The organism is Kitasatospora sp. NPDC056651 (assembly GCF_042792155.1).
In the GTDB taxonomy this organism is placed as follows: Bacteria; Actinomycetota; Actinomycetes; order Streptomycetales; family Streptomycetaceae; genus Kitasatospora.
The window spans coordinates 18,676-28,135 of record NZ_JBHTWX010000122.1 but is presented as its reverse complement, the minus strand read 5'-3'; the positions used below and the strand labels follow the sequence as shown (position 1 = coordinate 28,135).

General features: G+C 70.3%; 11 protein-coding genes and 1 tRNA gene. 6 read left to right on the top strand and 6 right to left on the bottom strand.

Translation table 11 applies throughout. From position 1 onward, the window contains the following. Positions 1-46: 46 nt before the first annotated feature. A complete protein-coding gene (gene dcd / locus ACFRAR_RS33070) occupies positions 47-622 on the bottom strand; it encodes a dCTP deaminase (RefSeq protein WP_380703019.1) in 576 nt (191 codons plus the stop codon). 71 nt (positions 623-693) lie between these two features. Further along, positions 694-915, bottom strand: coding sequence for a hypothetical protein (locus ACFRAR_RS33065; protein WP_316522453.1), 222 nt, complete (start codon positions 913-915; stop codon positions 694-696). Positions 916-1,190: 275 nt separating this feature from the next. On the opposite strand from ACFRAR_RS33065, the gene ACFRAR_RS33060 reads away from it, so the two are divergent. Next, positions 1,191-1,264 (top strand) — tRNA-Gly (locus ACFRAR_RS33060). A gap of 407 nt (positions 1,265-1,671) precedes the next feature. On the opposite strand, the gene ACFRAR_RS33055 is transcribed toward ACFRAR_RS33060, so the two are convergent. The 4 genes from ACFRAR_RS33055 to ACFRAR_RS33040 are packed head-to-tail and all read right to left on the bottom strand — an operon-like array spanning position 1,672 to position 4,748. Beyond that, positions 1,672-3,048: a hypothetical protein gene (locus ACFRAR_RS33055; RefSeq protein WP_380703017.1), complete on the bottom strand. Its 1,377-nt coding sequence runs from the start codon at positions 3,046-3,048 to the stop codon at positions 1,672-1,674. After that, positions 3,018-3,296, bottom strand: a complete 279-nt coding sequence (locus tag ACFRAR_RS33050) for a hypothetical protein (protein ID WP_380703015.1) — start codon at positions 3,294-3,296, stop codon at positions 3,018-3,020. The genes ACFRAR_RS33055 and ACFRAR_RS33050 overlap by 31 nt, the downstream gene beginning before the upstream one ends. Positions 3,297-3,300: 4 nt before the next feature. Beyond that, positions 3,301-3,900 (bottom strand): GNAT family N-acetyltransferase, encoded by a 600-nt coding sequence (locus ACFRAR_RS33045; RefSeq protein WP_380703013.1) that lies wholly within the window; start codon positions 3,898-3,900, stop codon positions 3,301-3,303. A gap of 23 nt (positions 3,901-3,923) precedes the next feature. Next, positions 3,924-4,748, bottom strand: coding sequence for a hypothetical protein (locus ACFRAR_RS33040; RefSeq protein WP_380703011.1), 825 nt, complete (start codon positions 4,746-4,748; stop codon positions 3,924-3,926). Positions 4,749-5,705: 957 nt separating this feature from the next. Between ACFRAR_RS33040 and ACFRAR_RS33035 the strand changes: the two genes are divergently transcribed. From ACFRAR_RS33035 to ACFRAR_RS33015, 5 genes are read left to right on the top strand one after another with little or no spacing between them, the layout of a single operon-like run. Beyond that, complete coding sequence (locus tag ACFRAR_RS33035) at positions 5,706-6,539, top strand: aspartyl/asparaginyl beta-hydroxylase domain-containing protein (protein WP_380703009.1); 834 nt, start codon at positions 5,706-5,708, stop codon at positions 6,537-6,539. A gap of 36 nt (positions 6,540-6,575) precedes the next feature. Then, complete coding sequence (locus ACFRAR_RS33030) at positions 6,576-7,448, top strand: hypothetical protein (protein ID WP_380703007.1); 873 nt, start codon at positions 6,576-6,578, stop codon at positions 7,446-7,448. Then, positions 7,445-8,044, top strand: a complete 600-nt coding sequence (locus tag ACFRAR_RS33025) for an LOG family protein (protein ID WP_380703005.1) — start codon at positions 7,445-7,447, stop codon at positions 8,042-8,044. The genes ACFRAR_RS33030 and ACFRAR_RS33025 overlap by 4 nt, the downstream gene beginning before the upstream one ends. After that, positions 8,041-8,592 (top strand): orotate phosphoribosyltransferase, encoded by a 552-nt coding sequence (locus tag ACFRAR_RS33020; protein ID WP_380703003.1) that lies wholly within the window; start codon positions 8,041-8,043, stop codon positions 8,590-8,592. Before ACFRAR_RS33025 ends, ACFRAR_RS33020 begins: the two co-directional genes overlap by 4 nt. Beyond that, a complete protein-coding gene (locus ACFRAR_RS33015; RefSeq protein WP_380703001.1) occupies positions 8,589-9,257 on the top strand; it encodes an HAD family hydrolase in 669 nt (222 codons plus the stop codon). Before ACFRAR_RS33020 ends, ACFRAR_RS33015 begins: the two co-directional genes overlap by 4 nt. Positions 9,258-9,460: the final 203 nt, after the last annotated feature.

Genomic DNA, 9,460 nt, shown 5'->3' with positions numbered 1-9,460 from the left:
GGGATGGGGGTGGCCGCCCGTCGTGGGTGCGCTCCGGAGGTCTGCGTCAGACCTTCGTCTGGTGGAAGTTGAGGTACGAGCGGGACGGCGTCGGGCCGCGCTGGCCCTGGTAGCGCGAGCCGTAGCGCTCCGAGCCGTACGGGTGCTCCGAGGGCGAGGAGAGCCGGAACAGGCACAGCTGCCCGATCTTCATGCCCGGGTACAGCTTGATCGGCAGCGTCGCGACGTTCGACAGCTCCAGGGTCACATGACCGCTGAAGCCGGGGTCGATGAAGCCGGCCGTGGAGTGGGTGAGCAGGCCCAGCCGGCCCAGGCTCGACTTGCCCTCCAGCCGGGACGCCACGTCATCGGGCAGCGAGATGACCTCGTACGTCGAGGCCAGCACGAACTCGCCGGGGTGCAGGATGAACGCCTCGTCGCCGTCCGGCTCGACCAGCCGGGTCAGGTCCGGCTGCTCCTCGGAGGGGTCGATGTGCGGGTACTTGTGGTTCTCGAACACGCGGAAGAAGCGGTCGAGGCGCACGTCGATACTCGACGGCTGGATCATCGCCGGGTCGAACGGGTCGACGACGACCCGGCCCCGGTCGATTTCGTCACGGATGTCCTTGTCAGAGAGCAGCACGCTTCGAGGTTACGTGCAAGAAAGGGCCCCGGACGAATCAGCCCGGGGCCCACCTGCCCATCCGTCCGCCGTCAGGCCAGGAACTCCGCGGCCTCCAGCCGCATCGCCCGCGCCAGTTGCGGCTCCGACAGCTCCCGCATGTCGGCCAGCACCGAGCTCCGCAGCCGTCCGCACTGCGGGCAGCGGATCAGCCTCCCGGGCCCGAGCCGGCCCGGACCGAGGTTCTGCATCGGAAACGTGGTGGTGCTGAACAGGTGCCCCTCGGCACAACGAACGACGGCGCGCTGCTCCATCGATCCCCTTCCCATCCCTAACCCAGTACTCACCCGTACTCGCGTCCCTGGCGGCCGAGCCCCAGGACAGCGTCACATGAGGGGATGTTCCGGACATTCCTCACCATGGCTCGCCGCCCCGGCCCCCACCCGCCGGGGCACTCGCACGCGGCCCAAACAGTACGCCCCCACACCCGCCCCACCCGGCTTCGCCACGTCCGCCGGCCCCCTGTGCAACCACCGTCGCAGATGGGGTACAGTGACACTGGATCGAGCGGTCTCTGACGGCTCATCAGGCGGGCGTAGTTTAATGGTAGAACATGAGCTTCCCAAGCTTAGAGCGCGAGTTCGATTCTCGTCGCCCGCTCCAGCAGTAAAGCCCCAGGTCAACGACCTGGGGCTTTCGCATTGTCTGGACCAATCTGACCCCGCCGTGCCAGATTCGTGCCAGAAGGCCGCTGCCGCGGCGCTTGATTGGCTGATTTCGGCTCGCCTGCCGAGCCGCTTAGGTGGATGCGCGGCGGCCGCTTCAAATGGCGAGACCCAATTTCTGCGGCCTGCGTCACGCGGTCGGCCCGGACCGGCTGCTGATAACCGCCGAGAGGGCCGCTCGTCGATCACGACGAGCGGCAAGGCCCACTTGTCGGTGATCAACAACTCGCGTATCCGACCGGACTGCCGGGGGCGTCGCCTGCCGGCAGTCCCGAGAGGTTCGGCGAGGTGGACGTCCTGGTCGGGCGAGAGCCCGAATCGGAGCCGCGAAGCAGCGTTGATTAATTACGCACCCGCAGCCAGCACTTCATCGATCAGTGTTCCGAAGGTTTTGGTCGCGTTGGGCACCAGGCGATGGAGGGCATGTTTGAAGGCTTCCCACGCCTCTGGACGATCGCCCAGCTCCGTCTGTAGCAGCGCCGCCGCGTTTCGCACCTGGGAGGTGCTTGAGAGGACCAGTACAGCCGGCAGCTCCCTGAGATGGGAGGCGTCGGCATAGCGGGATTCCAGGATCGCAAGGGCGGTCTCGCGCCGGTACGCGGCTGGACCCTTCAGCGGCAGGAAATCGGCAAGCGCCGTTCGCGGGTCTGCGACGGTCGACAACTCGTCATCTGTAGGCACCTCTGGCCGTACCGGCTGCTTCCGCGAGACTGGAGTGGCTGGCTGAGCCCGGTGAACCCGCTCCACCGCCAGGTCGACGATGCGTTGTGAAGACTCGCGGACGCGTTCGTCGGGGTGCTGAAGGAACTGAGCGGCGACAGCCTCGCTGAGAAACGGCGCGAGCATGACCAACGCATCGACCGGGCAAAGCGGGTTGCGCGCCAGGGCGTCGGCGGCCCGGGAGCGGGCGTTGGCCCACTCGCCGGACGGGTGCCGCCACTGGGACCACGATGGTCCTTGTGCCTGTGTGAGGCAGTCGGCAGCGTCGCGTAGCACCCCTGGCGAGCCGCAGATGGCGGCAAGAGCCGAGAACGCGTCCCACTCGAGTTCCGACACGCCCTTCTTCCGCACCGCCTCGATCAGCTCGCCGGCCACAGCAGTGAGGAGGGGACCGAGAGCCTGACCGTGTAGCAGCAGAGTGCGCGGGTGGCGGGAGACGATGTCGGCCAGCGTGCTCAGGCGTATGTACGCCCCCACAGAGCCAGGGATTGAGTTCTCTTGGGGTTCCTCGTCGGCGTTGGGGAATGCCCTGCTGATACAAGCGAGCAGGACGTGGTCGTCAAGTTGCTCCGCACGGTTGAGGAGCAGATTGGCGAACAGGACGCCGCTCTCCTCATCGCGTACGAGCTCCGCCCAGAGGTTGCGGGCGGGGTCGGCCGAGAGCAACGCCCACACGTCGTCATGCCAGGCTCCCACCGCAGCCTTCAGTTTTTCGCGGTCCGCTTCGCTGAGCTTTGAGATATCCCCGTCGAGCACGGTCGGACGGTGTGCCGCCGCGGTGATCAACGCGGCGCGGATCTCGGGGCCAAAGTACTGCCACGATTCGGCCACCCGTCGCGCGGCGGCGTGGTCCAGCCGGGCGATAAGCAACAAGGAATCGTCATGCAGGTCGTAGCGGGAGCGCACCACCTCCAGCAGTACCGTCTCCGCTCCGAGCCTGTTGGATGCAGTCACCAGATGCTCCGTCGTCACTACCGGCGTAGCCAGCATGGCCTTGAGCACCTGACGATCGAGCGCCAGACTCGCTCCTGGAGTTCGCGGATGCAGGGCCCGCAGGCGTACATGGGCGCCTGGGCGCCGGCGACGTGAGCGGGGCCGATCCACAGGACACGGGTCCACTGCTGGCCGCAGTACAGCCAGCAGAAGCCGTCGACCCAGGCGTTGCCGTCGTCGGTCGCCGGCGGGTCGGGCACGTCGCCGCGGGCGAACCCGGCGATGCCGGGGATCACGATGTGCGGCTCGGGCAGCATGGGATCACCTTCCCGGGCTGTGCCCGCCATCGGACTCAGCGGCTCCGTCCGCTTCCAGCCCGTCGATCGGTGCCCACTCGTGTTCCAGGATCGAGTAGGTGATCGAGTCGCGCCAGGCGCCGTGGACGAAGACGTGGTCGCGGATGCGACCGTCCTCGGTCATGCCGGCGCGGAGCAGGGTGCGTTCGGAGGCCTCGTTGAGCGGTGATCGGGCGGCCCAGATGCGGTGCAGGCCGAGGGTGTTGAAGCCGAGGGCGCACAGCAGGTGAACGGTCTCCGTGCCGAGGCCCTTGCCCCACGCGGTCGGGTGGAGGGCGAAGCCGATGGTGGCGGCCTGCTGCGGCTCGGTGGCCAGGCGCGCGTAGCCGATCAGCTGGTGCTCACCGCGTCGGGTCACGGCCAGGCAGTACTCGGTACGCGGGGTGGCGTGCGCGGAGTCGATGGAGCGGGCGGTGATCGCTTCGACCTGCTCGCGGGTGCGGGGTTCGAAGCTGAGGTGCCGGGTGGCCTCGGGATCGCCGTAGATGGCCAGGAGATCGTCGGTGTCCTCGGGTTCGACTTCGCGCAGTGCCAGGTTGGGGCCGGTCAGACGGAGTGGGGTCATGGCTGCGGAGCCTATCCGCGGGGTCACCGGACGAGGGCCGAGGTGGGGGTGGCGGTGAAGGCCTCGATCTCCTGGCGCAGACCGGCCGCCGCGCCGCCGCTGCTGCGACGGCCGGCGCTGTGCAGGGCGGCGTGGACGCGTTGGGCGCTGCTGACGATGCCGAAGTTCCGTTGTTCGACGGGGAGGTCGAGCACGGGGCGGACAGCTTCGGCGGCGCCCTCGATCTCGCCTCGGGCGATGCGGGCGAGGGCGAGGTCGGTCTGGGCGCCGGCCTGGTCGCCGAAGGCCCACTCGTCCTCGGTGGCGTCGCGGTAGGCGGAGACGGCGGCTTCGGACTGGCTCTCACCGAGGGCCGCGTCCTCCCCGAGCTGCACGGTGGCCTCGGCGACGTAGTAGAGCTGGCGGGGCAGCGGGAAGGTCATGATGCCGCCGAAGGCGTCGAGGTCGTCGGGTTCGACGGTCGCGCGGGCCTCCTCGGCCTGCTGGATGGCGGTGCGGGTGGCCTCGCCGTCGCCGAGGAGGGAGTGAGCGCGGGCGGAGAGGCAGGCCAGCCAGACGCTGGTGGTGCCGCGGACGTCGCCGATGGCGCCCTGTCCGAGGGCGGCGTAGTCGGCGGCTTCGCCGGGGCGGCCGGCCCAGTAGGAGATCAGCGACTGGAGCGAGCGGACCCAGGCGCGCATGGCGTGGTGGTCGGCGTTGTCGGCGCAGACGAAGGCGGTGCGGGCCTGCATCATGGCGGCGCTCGGGTTGCCCAGGTCGTGGCTGGCCTTGGCGAGCATGCCGGAGGTGATCCCGGCGAGCAGGTACAGCTCGCGGGCCTGCGACGGCTTGGCCCGTCCGTGTTCCAACAGTTGGAAGGGTGAGGTCCTGGACCTCGACCAGGTCGCCGAGCAGGGTCGGCAGTGCCAGCTTCGGGTAGGCGACGGTCAGCCGCCGTACCTCGTCGTTGATCTGGCCCAGGGTTTCCGAGCCGATGCTGCTGCCCTCCGACATCGCGGTGAATCGAAGTGCACGACGAGCCGCCATCGTGACCTGCCTTTCCAATTCCGTGGTGCCCGCGTCGAAGCGGGGCTCGCTGCTGAACGGGCCACCGACAGGCAGTGCCGCTGCCTGCTCGGGTGGGAGGAGGGCAGGGACCGGCCGTGGTGGCGGGACGGCGAACGAGGCGGTGGTAGCGGGCACGGATACGTGGCCGGCCGGTGCGGGCGCGAGGAGTTGGTCCACGCCGACGCCGGACATGGCCTCCAGCACCCGGCACTGGTCCGGGTAGGGGCGGGTCTTCACCGCGCCGCCGTACCAGCGCTCGAACTGCCGCTTGGAGACCGACAGGCCCCGAAGTCGGGGGTCGCGCTCCTGCTCGGCGGCCGAGTTCGCCGTCGCCTCGAACCGGAGACGGAAGGTCTCGTAGACCTGCCAGTGTCGCTGAAGCGTCAAAACCCTTAGGAGTGTGGGAGTTTCAGCCACTGCGGATCATCTCCGTCCCCGTTCGTCTGTTCTGACGATAGCCATGGTCGCTCGACAGGAAACCCGTTCGAGGTCGTCTCAGCCCAGATGACGGCGGCCGTGACGGCAGTCATGACGCGTACCGACATGGTTCGCCTTTCGGGACGGCGGGACGGTGACGGCAGCCGCGTCGTATCGATGCCGCACCCGGCGCCGCCATCCTGAACGCCACCTCGCTGTCCGTGCATCGCCGACAGCGAAGCGTGAGATCAGGGGCGCTGGGATCCGCGCCCGATCGACTCCATCCAGCACCACGTGCATTCCGGTTCGCCATGCCGCGAGCCGGCAACGGGAGGGAACCGATGGACAACACCCTGACCGCTCTGGCCGGGCAGATCGCCCAGCTGGACGCCGTGGACTCCGCCCACCTGGAGCGGATGCGCCACGAAGCCCTGACTGCCCAGGCCCCCTGGAAGGCGGAGTACGGCGCCTACCAGTCCGGCGGCTGGTGGACCACCTCGCTGATGAACGCCTCCGGTGACGCCGCCGACGTGACGATCGGAGACTGCGCGGCCCGGCCTACCGACCTGCTGGGCCGGATGCCGGCCACCGCCGCGTTCCTGGCCGACCTCGGCCTGGACTTCATGTGGGTGCGGCTCGCCCGGCTGGAGGGCAACGCCTTCCTCTGGGAGCACCGCGACTACGACGAACTCGACCAGGTCGAGCGGCACCGGCTGCACGTCCCGCTGCACACCAACAGGTCCGCCTTCCTGGTCACCGGTGGCACCAAGGTGCACATGACGGGCGGGCGGATCTGGCGGCTCACGCCGACGTACGCCCACGGGGTGTGCAACCTGCTCGGCCCGGACCGGATCCACCTGATCGCCGACGTGTACGCCGACGACGCCTACCGCCACCTGGCCCGCCGTCCCGCGCTCAGCCCGGTGGTCGCGGAGCAGTTGCCCGTCGCCGACCAGACGGTCCTCGCCGCGTGGCTGGAGAGCGCCCGCAACATGGCCACCCTCGGCTACACGGAGGCGGCCGAGCGGATGCTGCTGCGGCTCTTCTACACCTACGCCCTGCCGGAAGGCACGGTCTACGACCTGATCGCCGAACTGCACACCTCCCTCGGCGACATGGAGGCTGCGACCCGCTGGGACACCGCCAAGCGCCGCCTGCTCGCCATCCCCGCCTGATCCCAGCCCGCACCCACGCCCGGAAGGAAGAAGCGCATGCCCACCCTGCAACTGGCGGCGATCACCCAGGCCAACCGGCCCGCGCAGCTGCCGCTGCTGTCGAAGCTCGCCGACATCCTGGCCACCTCCCCGGCGGTGACCCACCTGATGGTCCGCGGGTCGCTGGCCCACGGCACCGCCGACCGCCTGTCCGACGTCGACTTCGTCGCCGGCGTCCACGACGCCCGGTTCCCGCCGTTCGTCGAGGCCCTGGACACCCTGATGCCGGTCGAGGCCGGCGCCCTGCTGCCCGGCTGGCGCGACACGATCGTCGCCGACCTCGGCGGCGTCGGGATGGTCTTCCTCGTCCCGGACGAGGGCAAGCTCCACCAGATCGACCTCTACGTCGCCCCGGCCTCCCGGATCCCGCGGCTGCAGGAGACGGTCAGCACCGCCGTCCTCCTCGACCGCCGGCCCGGACCGGTCACCGCGCCGGACGTCGCGGCGGCCGAGAGCTTCGCCGCCGCCTTCCTCGCCCGGCCGCGCTCCTGCGCCGAGCTGCTGATCGAACACCTGGTGCTGGCCGTTCTCCTGCACAAGCGGATCAAGCGCGGCCAGCGGTTCGTGGCGTACTCCGAGTGGCACCGGCTGCACACGGCCACGAAGGACCTGATCAAGACCGCCCTGGCCCCCGCCTCGCGATTCTGGGGCTGGTACCAGCTGCGCGAGGAGATCGCCGTCACCCCGATCGGCCGCGCCTGTCTGGGCGACCTGGACGCCGCGATCAGCGGCCCGGCCATCCCGGAGGCGGCCGACGTCACCGAGGCGATCGAGCGGGTGCTCGCCCTGGCCGAGCGGGCCTGCCCGCAGGCGCTCGACGGCCTGCACGACGCCGTCGCCGCCTACCGCACCTACCAGGAGCTGGTGTGAACGCACTCCACCTCGCGGGCCCGGCCGCCAGCCGGGCCCGCGAGGGCCTGACCGCCGTCTTCTTCGGCGGCGTCGTCCCCGCCTCCGCCCAGGAGGAGACGCTGGCTGAGGAGATCGGCCGGGCCCTCGCCCAGGCCGGCTACCAGCTCCTGCACGGCGGCTACAACGGGCTCATGGAGGCCGCCGCCCGCGGAGCCGGAGGCCAGGGAGCCACGGTCACCGCCGTCACTTTGACCGGCAAGCACGACGAGTGGGGCGCGTTCAACCCCCACACCACCCTGTCCGTCCACCTGCCCGACCCCGGCGCCCGCCTCAACCACTACCTGGAGAACGCCGACCTGGTCGTCGCCATGGGCGGCGGAGTCGGCACCCTCCACGAGCTGACCGCCGCCCTCTACTACGCGACCACCATCCGGCCCGTGCCGGTCTGTCTCGCGGGCGCGTCGGCCCTGCGCCTGCTCGCCTTCCTGTGCGAGGAGCGGTGGCTGTACGAGACCCCGACCCGGCCGCTCGGCTTCCTCACCACCGCCGAGTCCGCCGACGCCTTCCGCGCTTACCTGGCCTCGCTCGACACCACCCCGATCGGAGGAGCATGACCACCCGTACCCCGTCGGCCGGCCTCGCCGCCCGACTCGCCGAAACCGCGTGCGTCAACGCCCCGTTCAAGCTCGCCGACGGCGGCCGGCTCGACGCGTACTTCGACGAGTACCGGCTCGCCTCCGACCCCGCGCTCCTGCGTGACACCGCAACCGCAATGGCCGACCTCGTCCCCGACGACGCCCAGGTGCTCGCCGGCATCGAACTCGGCGGCGTCCCCCTCGTCGTGGCGCTGTCCGCCGCCACCGGTCTGCCCGCCGTCTTCGTGCGCCGCAAGCCCAAGAGCTACGGGTCGTTCCACCAGGTCGAAGGCCTTCCCATCGACGGCCGCCGCATCGTCCTGGTCGATGATGTGGTCCGCTCCGGCGGCCAACTGCTCCACATGGCACGCATCCTGCGGATGGTGGGCGGGCCGGTCACCCACGCGCTGTGCGTCCTGGAGCGCCCGCTCGGCGGCCGGACGCTGCTGGCCGAGCACCGCGTCACGCTGCGCTCGCTGTTCACCGAGGCCGACCTGCCGGCGCCCCGGGCGGGCGGTGCCGCGTGAAGCGGGCCGTGCTCTTCGACCTCGACGGCGTCCTCGTCGACAGCCGTGACGCCCAACTCGCCACCCTGGCCGGCTATGCGACCGTGGCCCTCGGCAAGCGGGTGACCGTAGCCGATCTCCCGGCCGGCGCCGCGACCACCCCGCGCGAGTACGTCCTCTCCGACCTCGGACTGGACGGATCGATCAACGAGGAAGGCTGGGCCGCGGCGAGCGCCACGGCCACCCTGACCGCCGAGGTGTTCCCGTACGTCGCCCAGACCCTTGCGGCGCTCCGCGAGGCCGGCGTCGGCACCGGTGTCGTCACCCTGCGAAGCCGCGAACGGGTCAACTGGCTGCTGCCACAGGACATCCTCGACCAGCTGGACACCGTCGTCTGCTACGAGGACGCCCAGCCCAAACCCGCCCCCGACGGCGTCCTGCTCGCCCTCGAACGGCTCGACGTCACCCCGAGAGCAGGCATCTTCGTCGGCGACACCGAGACCGACATCCACGCCGCCCACGCCGCGGGTGTCACCGCCGTCGGCGCCGGCTGGGGCTTCGCCGGCCCCGAAGCCCTCACCCTGGCCGGAGCCCACCTCGTGATGCCCCGCGCCGACCATGCCGCCTTCGTCCTGCCCCTCCTGGTCGGAATCGGCCGTCAGGAGGACAACTCCAAGCGATCTTGACCCCGGAGCCGCTACTGTTGGTGGCGCAGTCGCAGCGCACCGTTGCGTCCGTTGTCGGCTGCGCCACCTCAGAGCGACGGATACCGGAGTCATGGTCTACACCGTGGGGGCGCGAGCTATCTGCGCCGAGCTGGAGAACTGAGAACCACTCAGTCCTCGTTCTCGGCCCGGCTCGGCGTGTGATCACCCCCCCACCTCTCCGC

Excerpts from the sequence above, each read along its gene's own strand:
- ACFRAR_RS33065 (WP_316522453.1), bottom strand. The coding sequence starts at position 915 with ATGGAGCAGCGCGCCGTCGTTCGTTGTGCCGAGGGGCACCTGTTCAGC.
- ACFRAR_RS33050 (WP_380703015.1), bottom strand. The coding sequence starts at position 3,296 with ATGCTGCCCGAGCCGCACATCGTGATCCCCGGCATCGCCGGGTTCGCC.
- ACFRAR_RS33045 (WP_380703013.1), bottom strand. The coding sequence starts at position 3,900 with ATGACCCCACTCCGTCTGACCGGCCCCAACCTGGCACTGCGCGAAGTC.
- ACFRAR_RS33035 (WP_380703009.1), top strand. The coding sequence starts at position 5,706 with ATGGACAACACCCTGACCGCTCTGGCCGGGCAGATCGCCCAGCTGGAC.
- ACFRAR_RS33030 (WP_380703007.1), top strand. The coding sequence starts at position 6,576 with ATGCCCACCCTGCAACTGGCGGCGATCACCCAGGCCAACCGGCCCGCG.
- ACFRAR_RS33020 (WP_380703003.1), top strand. The coding sequence starts at position 8,041 with ATGACCACCCGTACCCCGTCGGCCGGCCTCGCCGCCCGACTCGCCGAA.